The 18,675-nt window shown below is 72.3% G+C and carries 14 protein-coding genes and 1 pseudogene; 7 read left to right on the forward strand and 8 right to left on the reverse strand.

Features of this window, described 5'->3' with window-relative positions; genetic code table 11:
- Window positions 1-985 (forward strand): annotated as a pseudogene (locus tag EFK10_RS48295) (glycosyltransferase); the annotation flags it as partial.
- Window positions 986-1,171: 186 nt separating this feature from the next.
- Here EFK10_RS48295 and EFK10_RS45175 read toward each other — a convergent pair.
- Complete coding sequence (locus EFK10_RS45175) at window positions 1,172-1,585, reverse strand: NTP pyrophosphohydrolase (protein ID WP_127361444.1); 414 nt, start codon at window positions 1,583-1,585, stop codon at window positions 1,172-1,174.
- Between the two features lie 85 nt (window positions 1,586-1,670).
- Here EFK10_RS45175 and EFK10_RS45180 point away from each other — a divergent pair, with 85 nt between their 5' ends.
- The 3 genes from EFK10_RS45180 (at window position 1,671) to EFK10_RS45190 (ending at window position 4,723) form a co-directional block, all read left to right on the forward strand.
- A complete protein-coding gene (locus EFK10_RS45180) occupies window positions 1,671-2,417 on the forward strand; it encodes a DsbA family protein (protein ID WP_127361445.1) in 747 nt (248 codons plus the stop codon).
- 144 nt (window positions 2,418-2,561) lie between these two features.
- A complete protein-coding gene (locus EFK10_RS45185; RefSeq protein WP_127361446.1) occupies window positions 2,562-3,734 on the forward strand; it encodes a peptidoglycan-binding protein in 1,173 nt (390 codons plus the stop codon).
- Window positions 3,731-4,723 (forward strand): SPFH domain-containing protein, encoded by a 993-nt coding sequence (locus tag EFK10_RS45190; RefSeq protein ID WP_240677867.1) that lies wholly within the window; start codon window positions 3,731-3,733, stop codon window positions 4,721-4,723. The genes EFK10_RS45185 and EFK10_RS45190 overlap by 4 nt, the downstream gene beginning before the upstream one ends.
- A 70-nt stretch (window positions 4,724-4,793) precedes the next feature.
- Here the strand turns inward: EFK10_RS45190 and EFK10_RS45195 are convergent, their stop codons facing one another.
- From EFK10_RS45195 to EFK10_RS45220, 6 genes are all read right to left on the reverse strand, one after another.
- Window positions 4,794-6,923: a 3-hydroxyacyl-CoA dehydrogenase NAD-binding domain-containing protein gene (locus EFK10_RS45195; protein ID WP_127361448.1), complete on the reverse strand. Its 2,130-nt coding sequence runs from the start codon at window positions 6,921-6,923 to the stop codon at window positions 4,794-4,796.
- A complete protein-coding gene (locus EFK10_RS45200) occupies window positions 6,920-8,164 on the reverse strand; it encodes a thiolase family protein (protein WP_127361449.1) in 1,245 nt (414 codons plus the stop codon). Before EFK10_RS45200 ends, EFK10_RS45195 begins: the two co-directional genes overlap by 4 nt.
- A 212-nt stretch (window positions 8,165-8,376) precedes the next feature.
- Entirely contained in the window at window positions 8,377-11,100 is a 2,724-nt protein-coding gene (locus EFK10_RS45205; RefSeq protein ID WP_164836456.1) for a beta-galactosidase, read from the reverse strand.
- A 285-nt stretch (window positions 11,101-11,385) separates the two neighbouring features.
- Window positions 11,386-12,630: an HRDC domain-containing protein gene (locus EFK10_RS45210; RefSeq protein WP_127361451.1), complete on the reverse strand. Its 1,245-nt coding sequence runs from the start codon at window positions 12,628-12,630 to the stop codon at window positions 11,386-11,388.
- Window positions 12,631-12,719: 89 nt separating this feature from the next.
- Window positions 12,720-13,382: a response regulator transcription factor gene (locus tag EFK10_RS45215; RefSeq protein WP_127361452.1), complete on the reverse strand. Its 663-nt coding sequence runs from the start codon at window positions 13,380-13,382 to the stop codon at window positions 12,720-12,722.
- 199 nt (window positions 13,383-13,581) lie between these two features.
- Window positions 13,582-14,226, reverse strand: coding sequence for a DUF3000 domain-containing protein (locus tag EFK10_RS45220; RefSeq protein ID WP_127361453.1), 645 nt, complete (start codon window positions 14,224-14,226; stop codon window positions 13,582-13,584).
- 89 nt (window positions 14,227-14,315) lie between these two features.
- Between EFK10_RS45220 and hemE the strand changes: the two genes are divergently transcribed.
- Window positions 14,316-15,359 carry a uroporphyrinogen decarboxylase gene (gene hemE, locus EFK10_RS45225; RefSeq protein ID WP_127361454.1) on the forward strand — a complete coding sequence of 348 codons (1,044 nt, stop codon included), beginning with the start codon at window positions 14,316-14,318 and terminating at the stop codon, window positions 15,357-15,359.
- A 5-nt stretch (window positions 15,360-15,364) separates the two neighbouring features.
- Here the strand turns inward: hemE and EFK10_RS45230 are convergent, their stop codons facing one another.
- Complete coding sequence (locus EFK10_RS45230) at window positions 15,365-16,306, reverse strand: DUF4349 domain-containing protein (protein ID WP_127361455.1); 942 nt, start codon at window positions 16,304-16,306, stop codon at window positions 15,365-15,367.
- Window positions 16,307-16,442: 136 nt separating this feature from the next.
- Here EFK10_RS45230 and hemG point away from each other — a divergent pair, with 136 nt between their 5' ends.
- Together hemG and hemQ are read left to right on the forward strand one after the other, a co-directional pair.
- Window positions 16,443-17,891 carry a protoporphyrinogen oxidase gene (gene hemG, locus EFK10_RS45235; RefSeq protein ID WP_127361456.1) on the forward strand — a complete coding sequence of 483 codons (1,449 nt, stop codon included), beginning with the start codon at window positions 16,443-16,445 and terminating at the stop codon, window positions 17,889-17,891.
- A gap of 4 nt (window positions 17,892-17,895) precedes the next feature.
- Window positions 17,896-18,624, forward strand: coding sequence for a hydrogen peroxide-dependent heme synthase (gene hemQ / locus EFK10_RS45240; protein ID WP_127361457.1), 729 nt, complete (start codon window positions 17,896-17,898; stop codon window positions 18,622-18,624).
- Window positions 18,625-18,675: the final 51 nt, after the last annotated feature.

The raw sequence follows: 18,675 nt of genomic DNA on the forward strand, positions 1-18,675 counted from the left end.
GCTGCCCGCCACGGCCGGCGAGGCCGTCCTGCCGCCGCTGCGGCTTCTGCGGGCAGGCCTCCCCGGGACCCGGCGGGGCCCGGACCTGTTCTTCTCCGCCGCGCCGGGCGACAGCGCCGGCTCGGCCCGTACCGCCTGGGCCTGGGCGTGGGTGCGGCTGGCCGCCGGGATGGCGGTGCCGGTGGCCGTCGTCGCGCTGGTGGTCGGGGCCCGGCGGTTCGTCTTCTGGACGGTCACCGGTTCGGGTACGTACGCCTCGGCCTCGGGCGCCTGGCTGCTCGCGCTGGAGCGCGCCCTCGGCAATGCGGGCATCCTGGTGGCCGCCGGTGCGGGGCTGGTGCTTCCGGCGGCGTACCTTGCGGTGCGGCGGCGCCGGTTCGCGGACTCCGACCTGTGGCTGTGGCTCGCGGCGTCCGTCCTCGCGGTGGTGGTCGGCTTCCAGTTCTACGGCCACTACTACCTTCAGTTGCTGCCCCCGCTCGTGCTGCTCGGCGTGGCCGCGCTCCGGCAGCTGCCGCGCTGGTGGAAGGCTGCCGCGGTCTGGACGGCGCTGGCCGCCGGGGTCTTCCTGACCTGGGGCTTCACGGTGCCGCGCACCGAGTTGGACCATGCGCACACGGTTGCCGCCGCCGTGCAGCAGCACACCTCCGCCAACGACACCCTGCTGGTCTGGGGCATGCACCCCGAGCACTACTGGCTGGCCGACCGCACCCCCGCCACCCGCTTCCTCACCGCCGGCTTCCTCACCAACTTCAGCGGCGGCCGCGGCGGCGCCCGCGTCGGCGAGCAGTACGCCGTCCCCGGTGCCTGGCGCCACTTCCGCCGCGACCTCGCCCGCCACCCCGCCGACCTCATCGTCGACGACTCCCGCGGCGCCCCGTACGGGCCCTCGCATATTCCTACTCTGGCCGCGCTGCTGGCCGACCACTACGAGGCTGTCGCGACGGTGGACGGCGCGGTGCTGTACGAGCGCGTGGACCGTTAAGGCGTCCGGGTTGGGGGTAAGCCGTCCTCCCCCAGCCAGACGCTGGGTGGGGGTGCCCCCTCGCGAAGCTGAGGGGGAGGGCCGGCCCGACCCGGCCACGGGCCTCAGGCCGCCGACGCACCTTCGGCCACCCATCGCGTCGTGGTGCGAGCCGTCGCCCGGGTGCGGGCGCGCTGGGCCAACCCGCTAGGGGCGGACCACCTTGGGGCCGACTACTGCGGCGCCGTGGGCGGCGACGCGGCGGCGGAGTTCGCGGTCGGCGGTGATGACAAGGCAGGGGCGGTCGGCGGCGGCGGCGAGGTCGGCGATGAGGTCGTCGCCGCTGCCGGGGGCGGCGACGACGCGGACGCCGGGGACCGAGTCAACACCACGCGCCGCGCCCTCTACGACGAGGACGAGTTCCAGCGGGGGAGTGGTGGCCCAGTCGGGCACGCCGGGGGCGGGCGGCAGGCCCCGCTCGGCCAGCGGGGCGAGGGCGTCGCGCAGCCGCTCGGTGGCCCCGCGCCGGTCGCGCCACCAGCCGTCGGGGACGGAGCCCACCGTGTTGGCGGCGTCCACGATGACCAGAGGGCGGGTGTGCGTATCGGTTTCCGTGTCCACGGGGCCACCCTGCCACGGCGGCTGTCCGCTCGCGGTGGTACAAATGCGCCGTACGGACGCACGGTGTTGATCGAGGTGACGGCTCATGACGAAGTCCAACGCGCCGAAGGCGGCAAAGCGGCGCGGCGGCCGGTGGCGGCCCTACGTGGGGACGGTCGTGGCGCTCGCAGTCGTCTTCGGCGGGTCCGCCGTGATCGGTGCGCATGTGCGCGGGACGAAGGAGACCACGGTCAAGGTCCCGACCGGCGCGACGGGCACGGACCTGCTCGGGCTGCCGGTGAAGCCGACGATCCCGGTGGCGCTCACGGTGTACGAGGACCTGCGGAGCCCGGCGTCCAAGGCCTTCGCGGCGCAGTACGCGGCGGTCTTCCAGAAGCTGCTGGCCACCGGCCAGGTGGAGATCGACTACCGGCTCGTCACGCAGTCCGACACCGCGAACGGCGGCCGGGGCGCCCTCGTGGCGGCGAACGCGGCGGCCTGTGCCCAGGACCAGGGCCGATTCCAGGAGTACGTGGCGCAGGTGTGGGCGGCCCAACCGACGGACCCTAAGGTCGACGGTCTGGACAGCCAGAAGCTGCTGAAGGAACTCGCCAAGAAGGCCAAGAAGATCGACGACGCGAAGTTCGTGCCCTGCGTACAGGGCAGTGACCACGACGGCTGGGTCCGCAAGTCCCAGCAGGCGTTCACGGCGTCCGGCTTCACGGCAGCCCCGGTGCTGCAGATCAACGGCGCGACGGTGGCCGACCCGAGCCCGGCCAAGCTGCGCGCACAGGTGAAGCAGGCCGTGGCGAACGCCGAGGCGGCGGCGACGACGACCACCACCACAGGGTGACCTGACCTCACCCGAACTCACCACCCCGGAATCCTCCGGTATGCCTTTCCCATCAATTCCTCCTTTCGTCAACTTTCAGGAGAAATGGGGTATTGAAGGCATACGGCGTCCCTTTCACGCCGGAGCGGAGGAGTGGTGGTGCGCATGTCCACACCGGTGTTCGACGAGGTCGAACCCTTGCCCGGCTGCGTCTGTGAGGAGTGCGCCCGGCAGCGGCTCGCCGCCTCCGCGGCACGCGGCTACGGCAGTTGCCGACCGGCGCCGGCCGCCGCCCGGGCCCTGGTGGTCGTGGCGGCCGCCGCCGGTACCGCCGCCCTCGTCGCACCGGTTCCTGCCGCCGTCGCCGCGACAACCCCCGCCACCACGACCCCGCTCCGCCTGACGCGCGATCAGATTCTGGAGCGGGCACGGACCTGGGTCGACGCGGCGGTCCCGTACAACATGGACGCGTCCTGGCGGGACGGATACCGCCAGGACTGCTCCGGCTTCGTGTCGATGGCCTGGGGCCTGGGCGACAGCGCGTGGACCGGCAGTCTGACGGACTACGCGGAGCGGATCCGGGTGGACCAGCTGATGCCGGGCGACATCCTGCTGTTCCACAACCCCGAGGAACCGGAGACCGGTTCGCACGTCACCATCTTCGGCGGCTGGGCCGACGCCGAGCACGAGGAGTACATCGCCTACGAGCAGGCCAAGCCGCACGCCCGGATCAGGACCACGCCCTTCGCCTACTGGTCGCACTCCTCGGACTACGTCCCCTACCGCTACAAGTACATCCGGAAGCCCGCCCCCGACGACGTCTACCCCGGGACCGGATCCTTCGGCCCCGGCGCCGAGAACCCGTACGTCAATCGGCTCGGACGGATGCTGGCCGGGCGCGGCGCGACCCCGTACTACCGGGTCGGTCCGGACCCGAAGTGGTCGGCCTCGGACCGCCGGGCGACCGCCGCCTTCCAGCACTCCCAGGGCTGGTCGGGCGACGACGCGGACGGCATCCCGGGTCCGGCCACCTGGCGGTACCTCGTACGGGGCGAGGGCACCGACATCGCGGCCCCGGCCACCCGTGGGGGCGCCCCGGGCCCCTCCTACCCAGGGGCCGCCCGCTTCCGGCCCGGCCAGGCCAACGAGGACGTGCTCAGGCTCGGGCGGCAGCTGGCCGCCAAGGGCTTCGGCGCGTACTACCCCACGGGGCCCGGCCCCGACTGGAGCGAGGCCGCCCGGCGAGCGGTCGAGGCCTTCCAGCGCACCCAGGGATGGTCCAGTACCGAGGCGGACGGCTATCCCGGACCCGAGACATGGAGGCGACTCTTCTCGTGACGACCCACGCAGCCGAAGCCCAGGCCGGATACGCAGCCACGACCCCCACGACCCCCGTCACCTCCGACCTCACCGAGCGCCCCGGCCGCCCCCTTCCCGGCTGGCTCGCTGTCCTGACCGTCCTGGCCGCCGCAGGCACCGCGGGCTGGCTGCTGTGGAAGGCGGGCACCCTCCCGGTCCGCCTCGTGGGGCACGCGGTGCTCCCAACGGCCCCCGACAGCGGCCGGATCACCGTCACCGGCCTGTGGGGCGCAGTCGCCCTGCTCGCCGCGCTGGCCGCCTTCGCCGCCGGCGGGCTCGCCCGGGGGCGGCCCGGCTCCGTATGGGTGCTCACCCGGCACGGCGCCTACCGGGGCACGGTCCGCCGCACCGGCCTGCTGTGGATCAGCCCGCTGCTGGGCCGCCGCCGCACCGACGTCAGCCTGCGGCACTGGCGCAGCAGCCCGATCGAGGCCACCGACGCCTCCGGCGCCCCGCTGCACGCCACCGTGCTGCTGGTCTGGCGGGTCCGCGACACCGCCCGCGCCTCCTTCGCCGTCGACGACCACGTCCGCTATCTGCGCGAGCAGGTCGAGGCGGCCGTCGCCCGCATCCTGTCCCGGCTGCCCGCCGACGACTTCCGGGGCCCGGGCCCGACGCTGCGCGACTCCGACCGCGTCGGCGACGAGCTCACCGCGCTGCTGGCCGCAGAGATGCGCCCGGTCGGCGTCGAGGTCTTCTCGGCCCGCCCGGTCCGCCTCGACTACGCCCCGGCCATCGCCGCCGCCATGCACCGCTCCCAGCTCGCCGCGCTGGACGCCAGGCACCGCCGTGCGGTCCTCGACGACGTCCTGGCCGCCGTATCCGAGACCGTCCGCGGCCTCACCGACCGGGGCCTGGTCCAGCTCGACGACTACGAACGAAAGGCACTCGTCAAGGACTTGACCGTGGCCTTCTACACCGCCCGTGGTCCGGCCGCCGAGGCGCCACGCCGGCCCGGGGCAGCCTGACCGCCAAAAGCCGGAGCGCCGGCCGTACGCGCCCTGACGGGCGGTACAACCGGCGCTCCGAAGGGCCCTGTTACGCGGGCACGCTCGCGACGCCCGGGGCCAGGAACGGCTTGCCGTTCACCCGCTCCGAGACGCCCTCACGGTCCAGGTACGGGGTGATACCGCCCAGGTGGAACGGCCAGCCGGCGCCGGTGATCAGGCACAGGTCGATGTCCTGGGCCTCGGCGACCACGCCCTCCTCCAGCATCAGGCCGATCTCCTGCGCCACGGCGTCCAGGACGCGGGCGCGGACCTGCTCCGCGGACAGGACGCTGTCGCCCTGGACGAGCAGCGCGGCGACCTCGGGGTCCAGCTCCGGCTTGCCGGAGTCGTAGACATAGAAGCCGCGCTTGCCGGCCTTGACAACGGCGGCCAGGTTCGGGGAGACCGTGAAGCGGTCCGGGAAGGCCCGGTTGAGGGTCTCCGAGACGTGCAGGCCGATCGCCGGGCCGACCAGCTCCAGCAGCACCAGCGGCGACATCGGCAGGCCGAGCGGCTCGATGGCGTTTTCGGCGACGGCGACCGGGGTGCCCTCGTCGATGACGTTCTGGATCTCGCCCATGAAGCGGGTCAGGATGCGGTTGACGACGAACGCCGGGGCGTCCTTCACCAGGACCGCGGTCTTCTTCAGCTTCTTGGCCACCGCGAAGGCCGTGGCCAGCGACGCGTCATCGGTCTGCTCGCCGCGCACGATCTCCAGCAGCGGGAGGATCGCGACCGGGTTGAAGAAGTGGAAGCCGACGACCCGCTCCGGGTGCTCCAGCTTCGAGGCCATCTCCGAGACCGACAGCGACGAGGTGTTGGTCGCCAGGATGGCCGTCGGGGAGACGACCGCCTCGACCTCGGCGAAGACCTGCTGCTTGACGCCGATCTCCTCGAAGACCGCCTCGATGACGAAGTCCGCGTCACCGAAGGCCTCGGCCTTGTCGAGCGAGCCGGACACCAGGGCCTTGAGGCGGTTCGCCTTGTCCCGGTTGACGCGGCCCTTCAGCAGCAGCTTGTCGATCTCGCCGTGGACGTAGCCCACGCCCTTGTCAACGCGCTGCTGGTCGATGTCGGTGAGCACCACCGGCACTTCGAGGCGGCGCGCGAACAGCAGCGCGAGCTGCGACGCCATCAGACCGGCACCGACCACACCCACCTTGCTGACCGGACGGGCCAGGTTCTTGTCCGGTGCCCCGGCCGGGCGCTTGCCGCGCTTCTGGACCAGGTTGAAGGCGTAGATGCCGCTGCGCAGCTCGCCGCCCATGATCAGGTCTGCCAGCGCCTGGTCCTCGGCGTCGAAGCCCTGCTGCAGGTCGCCGTTCTTGGCCGCCGCGATGATGTCCAGCGCCCGGTACGCCGCCGGGGCCGCACCGTGCACCTTGGAGTCGGCGATGAAGCGGCCGCGCTCCACGGCCTGGTCCCAGGCCTCGCCGCGGTCCACCTCGGGACGTACGATCTCGAGCTCGCCCTTGAGGACGGCCGCGGTCCACAGCAGCGACTGCTCCAGGAAGTCCGCGCCCTCGAAGATCGCGTCCGCGATGCCGAGATCGTAGACCTGCTCGCCCTTGAGCTGCTTGTTCTGGTTGAGCGAGTTCTCGATGATGACCGAGACCGCGCGGTCCGCGCCGATCAGGTTCGGCAGGATCGTGCAGCCGCCCCAGCCGGGCACCAGACCGAGGAAGACCTCGGGGAGGGAGAAGGCCGGCAGCGCCGCGGAGACCGTGCGGTAGGCGCAGTGCAGGCCGACCTCGACGCCGCCGCCCATCGCAGCGCCGTTGTAGTACGCGAAGGTCGGGACCGCGAGGCCGGACAGCCGCTTGAAGACCTCGTGGCCGCCCTTGCCGATGGCGAGCGCGTCCTCGTGCTTCTTCAGCAGCTCGACGCCCTTGAGGTCGGCGCCGACCGCGAAGATGAACGGCTTGCCGGTGATGCCGACGCCGGTGATCGTGCCCTCGGCCGCTTCCTTCTCGACCTGGTCGATCGCCTTGTCGAGGTTGGCGAGCGACTGGGGTCCGAAGGTGGTCGGCTTGGTGTGGTCCAGGCCGTTGTCCAGCGTGATGAGCGCGAAGCGCCCGGCGCCGGGGAGGTCGATGTGGCGCACGTGCGCCTGCGTCACGACCTCGTCGGGGAACAGCTCGGCCGCTCCCCTGAGAAGCTCGGCGGTCGTGGTGCTCACTTGCTGCCTCCGTCGCTGTGCTTGATGGTCGCTTCGCTCCAGCGCGGGTTCTCCCAGATGATCGTCCCGCCCATGCCGAAGCCGACGCACATCGTCGTCAGGCCGTAGCGCACGTGCGGCTGCTCGGCGAACTGGCTGGCCAGCTGCGTGATCAGACGCACGCCGGAGGAGGCCAGTGGGTGGCCGAACGCGATCGCGCCGCCGTACTGGTTGACGCGCTCGTCGTCGTCGGCGATGCCGTAGTGGTCCAGCAAGGCCAGTACCTGGACGGCGAAGGCCTCGTTGACCTCGAACAGGCCGATGTCGTCGATGCTCAGCCCCGCCTTGGCGAGGGCCTTCTCGGTCGCCGGCACCGGGCCGATGCCCATGACCTCCGGCTCCACGCCCGCGAAGGCGTACGAGACCAGCCGGGCCTTGATGGGCAGCCCGAGCTCCTGCGCCACGTCCTCGGCGGCGAGCAGGGAGGCGGTGGCGCCGTCGTTCAGGCCCGCCGCGTTGCCCGCCGTCACGCGGCCGTGGGCGCGGAACGGGGTCTTGAGGGCGGCCAGGCTCTCCAGGGTGGTCCCCGGGCGCATCGGCTCGTCGGTGGTCGCCAGGCCCCAACCGGTCTCGCCGGCCTCGGGGTTGCTGCGGCGCACCGAGATCGGCACCAGGTCCTGCTGGATCTTGCCGTTGGCGTACGCCTTCGCGGCCTTCTCCTGCGACCGGACCGCGTACTCGTCCGCGCGCTGCTTGGTGATGTGTGGGAACCGGTCGTGCAGGTTCTCCGCCGTCATCCCCATGAACAGCGCGGAGTCATCGACCAGCTTCTCCGACACGAAGCGCGGATTCGGGTCCACGCCCTCACCCATCGGGTGGCGGCCCATGTGCTCCACGCCGCCGGCCACGACCACGTCGTACGCGCCGAAGGCGATGCCGCCGGCCGTCGTCGTCACCGCGGTCAGCGCGCCTGCGCACATCCGGTCGATGGAGAAGCCGGGAACGCTCTTCGGCAGCCCGGCCAGGATCGCCGCCGTACGGCCCAGGGTCAGGCCCTGGTCGCCGATCTGCGTCGTCGCGGCCACCGCGACCTCGTCGATGCGCTCCGGGGGGAGGCTGGGGTTACGCCGCAGCAGCTCCCGGATGGACTTGATCACCAGATCGTCGGCGCGGGTCTCGTGATAGATGCCCTTCGGGCCCGCCTTGCCGAACGGGGTGCGGACGCCGTCGACAAAGACGACATCCCTAGCGGTACGAGGCACGTTGGCTCTCCTCCAGATGCGGGGGCACTCCGGCGCGCGCCATCCCTGCGGGCTGCGTCGCCAGGTCCATGCTACTCGCGGGTAATGAATGTGCCCAGCCCGGCACGGGGGTGTGTGCCGTCACACCCCACCCCGGGTCTCCTCCGGGGGCGCGTTGTGGCAATCCTCCCCCCAGCCTCCGGCCGGGGGACCTCCACCTCGCTTCGCTCGCCTCAGGCGGAACGGCCTACCCACAATGCGGGGGGAACGGCGTGGTTGCCGGTCGCGCGGAGCGTGATGCGGCCGAGGCCGCCCGTGTGGGCGTCGGAGTTGATGACGGCCACGGCCAGGGAGTTGCGGCCGGCGGTCCGCAGGACGCCGGGTGGGACGGGGAAGGCCTGCTGGGGGCCGAGGTCGCTGACGTAGATGCCGACCATCCAGCCGTTGACGTAGAGCTGCGCGCGGTAGTGGCGGGACCGCTCCCGCGCGATGACGAGGCTGAGGGGCACGTCCTGGCCGGCGGGGAGGGCGAGCGGCAGCGTGGTGCGGTACCAGGAGACGCCGGGGGTGCGGTCGGGGCGGGGGAGGGTGACGGGGGTCCAGGCGCGGGCGTCGTAAGCGGGGAGGTGGTAGCCGTGGCGCTCGCCGTAGAGGCCGCCGGCGTTGAGGGGTCCACGTACGGGGTCGAGCGTGCCGCCCTGGACGCGCCAGGCGATGCGGCGGCCCGAGCCCTCCAGTGAGGCCGCGGTGAGGCCGCGCGGCTTCTTGTGGGTGTCGTTGGCCCGGAAGTCCTGCTCGTGGCCCATGTTGACGGTGAGGACGGACAGCACGTTGTCCTGACCGCGCCGGACCGCGCCCGCCGGGAAGCGGAAGGCCTTGGACGCGTCGCGCGTACTGCCCAGGAAGCGGCCGTTGAGCCAGACCAGCCACTCGCCGGCGTTGCCGGTGGAGGCCGTCAGCCGGGCACCCGTGGCGCTGCCCGTGAAGTGGCCTCGATACCAGACCGAGCCCGCGTGGAAGCCGTTGTTGTCGGCGGCCAGGGCGGCGGGGGCGGCGGTGCGCCAGCCCGAGTCGTCGTAGCCGGGCCGGGCCTCCGGGGTCTCCCGGCTGAGGCGCCATCCCGTCAGCCGGGGCAGGGTCACCGGGCGCGGCCCCGGCAGCCGGCCGTCCCGCACCGGGCGGCCGTTCCAGGTCACGGACGTGGCCCGGCCGCCGTCGAAGACCTGGACCGGCGTCGTACGGTCCGTGTCACCGGTGAGCCTCAACTCCCCGCCCGCGTACGACGCCGTACGCACCAGTTCGGGCCCGCGCACCAGCACCGGGCCCCGCGCGGTGTCCTGCCGCCAGAAGGTGTCGGCGGTCGCGTCGTCGGCGAGGAGCAGCCGCAGGGGCGTACCGCCACGGGGCTCGACCAGCACCTGGGCGAGGCCGCGGTGCGTGTAGTCCAGCCGCAGGTCGCCGCTGCCCGCGTCCCAGCTCTGCCGTACGGTCCCCGCCAGCATGGTCACCTTCGGCCGCGCCGCATACCGCAGCACCGTCCGGCCGGCCTGCCCCCGGCGGCCGTACAGCAGGGCGAGGTCCTCGTGGCGGCGGCCGCCGTCGCCGACGACACCGTGCGTCATGATCTCCGAGGTGGAGTACTCCAGCCGCTGGTGGTCCATGGCGTAGTCCGCGACCAGCAGCTTGGAGTCCCGGCCCGCGACGACCACCGGAATGTCGCGGTGGCCGCCCAGCGCGATCCGCGCACTGTCGGTCGACTTGTCGTTGACGTCCTTGTGCCGGACGACCGTGAAGACCGTCCTGGTGTCCGGATTGCGGCGCGTGCGCGTGAGCACCGCGCCTCCGGCCGCCGTCGCGTCGCCCACCTTGGCGGTCTTCGCCAGCGGCGCGACGGCCTGCACCATGTAGCCGAGCCGCTTGTCGACCAGGTACTTCTCGGTGAGCTGCCGGTCCTCGCTGATCGGCGCGCCGTAGTCGTACGAGCTGTAGACCGACCCCGGCGAGGCCAGATAGCCCCAGGACGTGCCGCCGTAGACCATGTAGAAGTTCTGCATGGTCGAGCCCGACGCCATGTTGTTCTCGTACGCAGCCTTCTCGAAGTCGCCGTTCGTCAGCTGCCGGCACTTGTCGTAGCCCGGCCCGCCCCACGGGTCGAAGGCCCCGCCCTGGAACTCGGGGAGGTAGAGCGGCTCGCCCTTCTTGTGCGCGAACGCCATGTCGGGCAGCGGGCTCCACACGTCCGGGTGACGGCAGTCGAACTCCTGCGGATAGCGGTCGTATCCGTCGATGTCCAGCTCACGTGTGAAGATCCCCTTGTGGTTGCCCACCAGCGGCACCGTGATCCCGTCGGCCTTCGCCTTCGCCGCGAGATGCCGGATGTACGCGTGGCCGTCCGGCGTGTCCGTGTAGAGCTCGTTCTCCACCTGGTACGCGATCACGGACCCCCCGCCGTCCGTCAACTGATGCCGCGCGATCACCGGGTCGATCCGCGACAACCACTCGTCGGCCGCCGCCAGATAGTCCGGCGCGGTGCTTCTTGCGCGGCCCTTCTGCGTGCTCAGCCAGCCCGGGAAGCCGCCGCCGTCCGTCTCGGCGTTGATGTACGGGCCGGGGCGCGCGATGACGTAGATGCCGATCTCCGCCGCGATGTCCAGCAGCCGGTCGACGTCCCGGATCCCCGTGAAGTCGTAGACCCCCGGGGCGGAGGAGTGGAAGTCCCAGTCGAAGTAGATGGACGTCGCGTTGAAGCCGCCCGCCTTCATCTTCTCCAGCACGTCCCGCCAGGCGGATGGGCTCGGCAGCCGCCAGTAGTGGAACTCCCCGGACCAGACATACAGCCGCTTGCCGTCGATCTTGTACGAGTAGTCGTCATACGCGATCGTGTGCGCGGCGCGGGCCCTTGCTTTCGCCTCCGGCGCTGCACCGGATGCTGACGCCAGCAAGGCTGCCACCAGCATGGCCGCCGCCGTTCTGGGAACCCGCCGCACAGCCATGGCCGCCTGCCCTTCTTGCCGGGAATGCCCGGCGAGCGTAGGCGCGCGCGTGATCGGCCATCAAGCCGACGCGCGGAGCAGTTGCTGCGCTTTTGTCCCCCCCCATCCCGCCCCTTCCCGAAACCGGGGCGCTGCCCGGGCCCGCCCGGGGGCTCTCCCTCAAACCTTCGTTTGGGTGGGGGTCCCCCCGGCCGAAGGCTGGGGGAGTGCCCCCAGCCCTCAATCGCCGGACGGGCTGAACTAGCCCGCTTATGCCGTGGGGGCCTGGACGGTCAGCGCGGCAGCGAGAAGCGGGGTGACGAGCTCGACCTGCCAGGGGCGGGCGCCGAGGCCCGTGAGGACGTGGGCGACTTGGTCGGGGGAGGGGTCGGAGGGCGGGTCCCAGCAGAGGCGGCGCACGGTGTCGGGGGTGATGAGGTTTTCCTGGGGGAGGTTGAGTTCCTCGGCGAGGGCCGAGACGGCGGCGCGGGCAGCGGAGAGGCGGGCGGCGGCGGCGGGGTCCTTGTCGGCCCAGGCGCGCGGGGGCGGGGGGCCGGTGTAGGCGGGGCCGGGCTGGGGGAGTTCGCGTTCGGGGAGGGCGCGGACACGGTCGATCGCGCTCTGCCACTGCTCCAGCTGGCGTCGGCCCATACGGTGCCCGAAGCCGGGAAGCGCGGCGAGGGCGTGCGCGTTGGCCGGGAACTCCAGCGCGGCCGCGACGATCGCGGCGTCGGTGAGTACGCGGCCCGGCGAGACGTCCCGTTCCCGGGCGATGCTGTCCCGCAGGTTCCACAGCTCGCGTACGACCGCGATCTGGCGGCGTCGGCGCACCTTGTGCATGCCCGACGTACGGCGCCACGGGTCGACCCGCGGCGCGGGCGGCGGGGCGGCGGCGATGGCGGCGAACTCCTGGAGGGCCCAGTCCAGTTTGCCCTGGGTGCGCAGCTCCTCCTCGAGCGCGTCGCGCAGGTCCACCAGCAGCTCGACGTCGAGCGTGGCGTAGCGCAGCCACGGCTCGGGGAGGGGCCGGGTGGACCAGTCGACGGCGGAGTGGCCCTTTTCGAGGGTGTAGCCGAGGACGCCCTCGACCATGGCGCCGAGTCCGACCCGGGCGAATCCGGCCAGTCGGCCGGCCAGCTCGGTGTCGAACAGGCGGGCCGGCCGCATGCCGGTCTCCTCCAGGCAGGGCAGGTCCTGGGTGGCGGCGTGCAGCACCCATTCCGTCCCGTTGAGGGCGGCGCCCAGGGACGAAAGGTCGGGGCATCCCACGGGGTCGATCAGCGCGGTCCCTGCTCCGGCGCGGCGCAGCTGGACCAGGTAGGCCCGCTGTCCGTAGCGGTAACCGGATGCGCGCTCGGCGTCGACGGCGACAGGTCCGGTGCCCGTGGCAAAGGCCGCGACGACGTCGGCGAGAGCCTCCGGGCTGGCGGTCACCGGCGGGATTCCCTCGCGCGGGTCCAGCAGCGGGACCGGCGCCGGTGCTGCTTCTGTTGCGGTCTCTCGGGCGTCGGTCACGTGTAAAGGGTATCTGTGTACAGCAAGCGCCCGCCGACGGAACGTTCCGTCGGCGGGCGGCTCGGGGTGTTGTTACGTTCGGTTAACGGTCAGTGAATGATGCCGGTACGCAGAGCGACAGCCACCATCCCGGCCCGGTCGCCGGTGCCGAGCTTGCGGGCGATCCGCGCCAGGTGGGACTTCACCGTAAGCGCGGACAGGCCCATGGACACGCCGATCGCCTTGTTGGACTGGCCCTCCGCGACCAGCCGCAGCACCTCGACCTCGCGGCCCGACAGCTCGCGGTAGCCACCGCCGTGCCCGGGGGCGCCGGGCGGGCGGCGCTGGATGCGCTGTCCGGCGGCGCCGATGGGGGCGGCGCCGGGGCGGCCTGGCAGCCCGAGGTTGTTGCGGGTGCCGGTGACGACGTAGCCCTTCACGCCGCCCGCCAGGGCGTTGCGTACGGCTCCGATGTCGTCGGCGGCGGAGAGGGCGAGGCCGTTCGGCCAGCCGGCCGCCCTGGTCTCGGCCAGCAGGGTGAGGCCGGAGCCGTCGGGGAGGTGGACGTCGGCCACACAGATGTCGCGGGGGGTGCCGACCCGGGGCCGAGCCTCCGCGATGGACGACGCCTCGATCACGTCGCGTACTCCCAGGGCCCACAGGTGGCGGGTCACGGTGGAGCGGACGCGGGGATCGGCGACGACCACCATGGCGGTCGGCTTGTTCGGGCGGTAGGCGACCAGGCTTGTGGGGTGTTCGAGAAGAACCGACACCGGGCCTCCTGGGGAGTGGCTGGAAGGGTCACAGTTCCCTTCGGCAGCTCCCCCGTCCGGCTTTAGAGAAAGATCACGATTTGTTTAGTAACAATTCCGGCAATTCGGACAGCTTGTCGATCGTTGTCGATCGAAGGTGTGACAGTCCCGGTCAACGGGCGTGAGGCGGCCGTTCTCGCGGTAAGTGAGTCGGCCCGGGTCAGCGCGGCTGCTGCGGGCCGCGCCGCTTCGGCAGCGGTAGGACGGCGGTCGGCGCGACGCCGCCCCCGCTCGGCCCGGTCACCGGCGGCAGCCCAGCGCTCGTGCACAACAGGTCGCACCAGCCCGCCAGGTGCGCCGCCACATCCGGCACGCCGCCGGTGCCCTCACATGGGGTCCAGGAGGCGCGGATCTCGATCTGGGTCGAGCCCTCACGCCCCGCCAGCCCGCCGAAGTAGTGCGAGGAACTGCGCGACACGGTACCGCTCGGCTCGCCGTACTCGGCGCCGTGCGCCTCCAGGGCACCGGTCAGCCACGACCAGCTCACCTCGGGCAGCAGCGGATCCGCGGCCATCTCCGGCTCCAGCTCGGCGCGCACCAGCGTGACCAGCCGGAAGGTGCCCTGCCAGGCCTCTGGCCCGGCCGGGTCGTACAGCAGCACCAGGCGGCCGTCGGCCAGCTCGTCGCCGTCCACGACGACCGTCGCCTCCAGCGCGTACGCGTGCGGCGCCAGGCGCTTCGGCGGCGGGGTCGGATCGAGCTCGACCTCGTGCCGTACGCCAGCGCGCAGCAGCGCGTCAACCGTGTGCTGGAAGGGGAAAGGGGCGTTGTCCCCGTCCGAGAGGTGCCCATGAGCCGCTGCCATGCCCGGAAGACTAGGCGGAACGGGGCGCCCAGGGGTGCACGACACCCGGGTGGGCGGGTCGCCCGGTTGGCGCATGCGAAGATTTCAGCGTGAGTGCGCACCAGCAGACTGCTGCTTCCCCCTTCATCCGCGCCTGCCGGCGCGAGTCCGTGCCGCACACCCCTGTGTGGTTCATGCGCCAGGCCGGGCGCTCGCTGCCCGAATACCTCAAGGTGCGCGAGGGCATTCCCATGCTCGAGTCCTGCATGCGGCCCGATCTCGTCACCGAGATCACGCTGCAGCCGGTGCGCCGCCACAAGGTCGACGCGGCCATCTACTTCAGCGACATCGTGGTGCCGCTCAAGGCGATCGGGCTCGACCTCGACATCAAGCCGGGCGTCGGTCCGGTGGTCCAGCACCCGATCCGTACCCGGGCCGATCTGGCGCGGCTGCGGCCGCTCGAGCCGGACGACGTCAAGTACGTCACCGAGGCCATCGGCATGCTCACCGCCGAGCTGGGCGAGACCCCGCTCATCGGCTTCGCCGGTGCGCCGTTCACCCTGGCGAGCTACCTGATCGAGGGCGGCCCCTCGCGCAGCTACGAGCGTACGAAGGCCATGATGTACGGCGAGCCCGAGCTGTGGGCCGACCTCGTCGAGCGCCTCGCGGCCATCACCGGCGCCTTCCTGAAGGTCCAGATCGAGGCGGGCGCGAGCGCCGTCCAGCTCTTCGACTCCTGGGCGGGCGCGCTGGCCCCGCAGGAGTACCGCAACTACGTGATGCCCGCCTCGGTCAAGGTCTTCGACGCCGTGGCCGGTTACGACGTCCCGCGCATCCACTTCGGTGTCGGCACGGGCGAACTACTGGCCCTCATGGGCGAGGCCGGCGCGGACGTCGTCGGCGTCGACTGGCGCGTCCCCCTCGACGAGGCCGCCCGTCGCGTCGGCCCCCACAAGGCCCTCCAGGGCAACCTGGACCCCGCCGTCCTCTTCGCCCCGACCCCCGCCGTCGAGGCCAAGACCCGCGAGGTGCTGGCGGCGGCGCAGGCCGCGCCCGGGCATGTGTTCAACCTCGGGCACGGCGTGCTCCCGTCCACGGACCCGGACGCCCTGACGCGGCTGGTGGAGTTCGTCCACGCCGAGACGTCCGGCTGACCCGGTTACTCCTCCTCGGGCCCGCTCCCGATCGGCGCCGGCACTGTGACCGGCGCCGGGGCCGGCGCCGAGGGCGCGGGCAGCCTGCGGCGCAGGGTGCGGATGAGCACCCAGACCAGCGCGGCCAGCGCCGCGAACGGCAGAGCTGCCGCCAGCGCGACCAGAATGGCCCGGAAGGTGACGTAGAAGGCGTGCCAGCCCGCGCCCAGCGCGTCCCCCACGGATGCCCAGACGCCGTCGTCCTTCTTTGCCGCTGCCACCGCCTCGGGCTCGGTCAGGACGAGCGTCACCGTGGCCATGTCGGTGCGCTCCTTCAGCGACTTCTGCTGAGCCTGCAGCGCCTCCAAGTCCGCCTCACGCGTGCTGAGTTCCCCCTCCAGCGTGACGACGTCACTGAGCTTGACCGCGCGGTTCATCAGCTCCCGCAGCCGTGCGACGCTCGTCTGCTGCGACTTGATCCGGCTCTGGACATCCACCACCTGGCTGGTGACGTCCTCGGCGTTGACCTTGCGATCCGTGAGCTTTCCGAGCCCCGCGAGATCCTCGAGCAGCCGCTCGTAGTCCGCCGGCGGCACCTTCAGCTGTACGCGCGAGTGCTCGCGCCCCGCGGCGTCCAGCGAGGTGCTCTCGTCGCCGACGTAACCGCCCGCACCGTCCACCAGCGTGCGGGCCTTGGCGAGCGCGTCGGGCACGTTCTTGGCCTCGACGGTGAGGGTGGCCGTCCGGACGACATACGACTGCACGAGGTTCGCGGTCTTGCTGGTGCCAGTGCTGCTGCCGCTCCCGGAGGCGCTGCTCTTCTCGTTGCCCCCGGCGTCCGCGGCGGCCGCGCCCCGCTGGGCGGAGCTCGCGGTGCTGTCGTTGCTGCTCGATCCCGCACCGCAGCCCGCGACCGCGAGTGACGCGGCGAGCAGTGCGGCAGCGAGCGCCGCGAGTGATCTGTTCATCGGTGGTCCCCCCAGGGTGAGTTGGCTCGTTGTTGCCTGTGCGGATTCGACGGGACAGCAGGTGGGAGGGTTTCGCACAGGTGATCCCGATGAGGTCACAGTTCGGGCTCGTTCCGGCGTCTGAGACAGTGGGGGCATGAGCGAAACGCACCCCGGGCTCGGACATGTGATCGTCATCGGCGGCGGAATCTCAGGACTCGCGGCGGCGCATTTCCTGCTGGAGGGCGGGACGCGGCGGCTGACGGTGCTGGAGTCGTCGTCGCGGCTCGGCGGGAAGCTGTACGCGGACGAGATCGCGGGCGTACCGGTCGATCTGGGGGCGGAGTCGATGCTGGCCCGGCGCCCGGAGGCGGTCGAGCTGGCGCGGGCGGTGGGGCTCGGCGAGGACATCGTGGCGCCGACGACGGCGAGCGCGTCGCTGTGGTCCCGGGGGCGGCTTCGGGCCATGCCGAAGGGCAGCCTGATGGGCGTGCCGGGGGACCTCGCCCAGGTGGCGGGGTCGGGGGTGCTGTCGGCGGCGGGGCTGGCGCGGATGCCGCTTGATCATGTGCTGCCGCGTACAAAGGTCGGCGAGGACGTCGCGGTCGGCGAGTTCGTGGCGGCGCGGCTGGGCCGGGAGGTTGTCGACCGGCTGGTGTGGCCGCTGCTGGGCGGGGTGTACGCCGGGGATGCGTACCGGATTTCGATGCGGGCGGCCGTGCCGCAGCTGTACGACATCGCGCGCTCGGGGCGGTCGCTGATCGAGGGCGTACGCGACCTGCAGCGCAAGGCGGCCGCCAAGCCGCAGACCAGGGGGCCGGTGTTCGCCGGGATCCGGGGCGGGGTCGGGCGGCTCCCGGTGGCGGTGGCGGATGCCTGCCGCAGGGCCGGGGCGCAGATCGAGACGGACGCGCCGGTGCGGGAGCTGCGGCGTACGGCTACGGGCTGGCAGGTCGTCCTGGAGTCGGCCGACGGCGACCGGCTGCTGGACGCCGAGGCCGTGGTGCTGGCGGTTCCTGGGCCCGTCGCGTCGCGGCTGCTGGCCGGCGAGTCGCCGGTGGCGGCCGGGGAGCTGGCGGCGGTGGAGTACGCGAGCCTGGCGCTGGTGACGATGGCGTACCGCGGCCGGGACCTGGCGACGCTGCCGCCGGGCAGTGGCTTCCTCGTACCGCCTGTGGAGGGGCGGACGATCAAGGCGTCAACCTTCTCCAGCTGCAAGTGGCAGTGGAACGCAGACGCGGACCCGGACACCTTCGTCCTACGGACCTCAATCGGCCGCTACGGCGACGAGGCCGACCTGGCCTGGGACGACACCGACCTCGTACGGCTGTCCCGCGAGGACCTGACCGAGGCCGTCGGCCTGCACGCGGCCCCCGTCGCGGCCCGCGTGACCCGCTGGGACGGCGGCCTGCCGCAGTACCCGGTCGGCCACCTCACCCGCGTCGCCCGGGTCCGCGAGCACGTCGGCAAGCTTCCCGGGCTCGCGGTCTGCGGGGCGGTCTACGACGGAGTCGGCATCCCGGCGTGCGTGGCGAGCGCCCGCAAGGCGGCCGACCGCGTCCTGGGGACCCTGGGGCGGGACACGAGCGGCGACGCGCGAGAATAGACCCATGAGCGATTCGACTGCTGCTGCCCCCGCCAAGGCCCCGAACGCCGGCAAGAAGGCCAAGGACCTCAACGACGTCATCCGCTACACCCTGTGGTCGGTCTTCCGGCTCCGCGACGTCCTCCCCGACGACCGGGCCGGCTACGCGGACGAGGTCGAGGAGCTCTTCGAGCAGCTCGCGGCGAAGGACGTCACCGTCCGCGGCACCTACGACGTCTCCGGCCTCCGTGCCGACGCCGACCTCATGATCTGGTGGCACGCCGAGACCTCCGAGGAGCTCCAGGACGCCTACAACCGCTTCCGCCGCACCAAGCTCGGCCGCGCCCTGGACCCCGTCTGGTCCAACATGGCCCTCCACCGCCCCGCCGAGTTCAACAAGAGCCACGTCCCCGCCTTCCTCGCCGACGAGACGGCCCGCAACTACGTCTCCGTCTACCCCTTCGTCCGCTCCTACGACTGGTACCTCCTCCCCGACGAAGACCGCCGCCGCATGCTCGCCGACCACGGCAAAATGGCCCGCGGCTACCCCGACGTCCGCGCCAACACCGTCGCCTCCTTCTCCCTCGGCGACTACGAGTGGATCCTCGCCTTCGAGGCGGACGAGCTCTACCGCATCGTCGACCTGATGCGCCACCTCCGGGCGTCGGAGGCGCGGTTGTACGTCCGCGAGGAGGTGCCGTTCTACACAGGGCGGCGCAAGGGGGTCGGGGAGCTGGTGGCGGGGCTGGCCTGAGGGTTGGCGGTGTGCTGGTGGAGGCTGGGGGTGCCCCTGGTACGGCGGCTG

The sequence above is a fragment of the Streptomyces soli genome, assembly GCF_003999195.1.
Lineage (GTDB): Bacteria > Actinomycetota > Actinomycetes > Streptomycetales > Streptomycetaceae > Actinacidiphila > Actinacidiphila soli.

Coding starts and splice junctions, on each gene's coding strand:
- EFK10_RS45180 (WP_127361445.1), top strand. CDS start 1,671: ATGACGAAGTCCAACGCGCCGAAGGCGGCAAAGCGGCGCGGCGGCCGG.
- EFK10_RS45185 (WP_127361446.1), top strand. CDS start 2,562: ATGTCCACACCGGTGTTCGACGAGGTCGAACCCTTGCCCGGCTGCGTC.
- EFK10_RS45205 (WP_164836456.1), bottom strand. CDS start 11,100: ATGCTGGTGGCAGCCTTGCTGGCGTCAGCATCCGGTGCAGCGCCGGAG.
- EFK10_RS45220 (WP_127361453.1), bottom strand. CDS start 14,226: ATGGCAGCGGCTCATGGGCACCTCTCGGACGGGGACAACGCCCCTTTC.
- EFK10_RS45230 (WP_127361455.1), bottom strand. CDS start 16,306: ATGAACAGATCACTCGCGGCGCTCGCTGCCGCACTGCTCGCCGCGTCA.
- hemG (WP_127361456.1), top strand. CDS start 16,443: ATGAGCGAAACGCACCCCGGGCTCGGACATGTGATCGTCATCGGCGGC.
- hemQ (WP_127361457.1), top strand. CDS start 17,896: ATGAGCGATTCGACTGCTGCTGCCCCCGCCAAGGCCCCGAACGCCGGC.